This is a genomic window from Microcoleus sp. OTE_8_concoct_300 (assembly GCF_031383065.1).
Taxonomy (GTDB): Bacteria; Cyanobacteriota; Cyanobacteriia; order Cyanobacteriales; family Microcoleaceae; genus Microcoleus.
This window is the reverse complement of record NZ_JANMZH010000217.1, coordinates 1-1141: the sequence shown is the minus strand read 5'-3', so window position 1 is coordinate 1141 and position 1141 is coordinate 1. Positions and strand designations below refer to the sequence as shown.

The following is a 1141-nucleotide window of genomic DNA, read 5'->3' as shown; positions in this document are numbered from 1 at the left end:
TAGGACTTACGCATTGACAGAATAACAAAATAGTGCATTGATAAAGATGGGTCGTTTACTTTCTAGGTATCGGACAATCAGAGAAATTACTAAACCATCGACAGCACAATGCAATCTAGACCTCTACACCTTATTTTTGCTGTCAGAGCCAAAGTTTGGGGGGTGCAGTCGGCTAGCAGAGGTATTAGGAGATGTTTCACATGATAGCGTCAACCGTTTTTTATTGAGAGAGAGATACGAACCGAAAGATTTATTCAACAGAATAGAGAAAATCATTAACTTAGTAGGAGGGATACTAAGTGTAGACGATACAGTCATAGAAAAGATTTACAGTGATCCCAAAAATGCCGAATTAATCAGTTATTTTTGGTCAGGAAAAGCCCATAAAACTCTTATTGGCTTAAATTTAATTACGCTATATTACAGCGACATTAATGGTAATTCAGTCCCAATAAATTACAGAATATATGACAAAAATGAGGGGAAAACAAAAAAGGATTATTTTAGAGAAATGGTGAGAGAAATAATAAACTGGGGAGTCAAGCCAAGAATAGTAACAGGAGATAGTTGGTATTCAGGAGTAGAAAACTTAAAATTTCTAAAAAACCCGAAATTGGGTTTTCTATTTGGGATTGAAAAAAATAGAACCGTCTCAAATGAGCCACAGAAATATTGTCAAGTAAGCACTCTGGCTATTCCAGAAGAAGGATTAAGAACTCATCTGAAAGAATTTGGATTTATAAAGTTGTAAAGGTGCGACTTTAAAAAAGAAGACTCTAGACACTATATTTTATATCTGCCAGATGAGTCAAAAATCCCAGATATTAGCAGAAGTGAATTTATCACAATTCATGATACCCATTGGGGCATTGAAACTTTTCATCGAGCCATAAAACAAGTATGTGGAATTTGTCGGTTCATGGTTAGAGATACATTAGCAATCAAAACTCACATATTTTGTTCACTGCAAGCATTTGTGAGATTGGAGTTTATGCGCTCTGAAAAGATAATTAGCAATTGGTATGAAGTACAACGGAATATGTTCACGTTAGTTGTACGTGAGCATATTTTTGCCAACCTTAGCAGTGATATCATTATCTATAATTCATAGATGATGTTTTTTGTCAATGCGTAAGTCCTA

General features: G+C 34.8%; 1 pseudogene. It reads left to right on the top strand.

The window, feature by feature from the left end:
* The first annotated feature begins 76 nt into the window (after window positions 1–76).
* Window positions 77–1111 (top strand): annotated as a pseudogene (locus ACUVJL_RS10610) (IS701 family transposase).
* The last annotated feature ends 30 nt before the right edge of the window (window positions 1112–1141 follow it).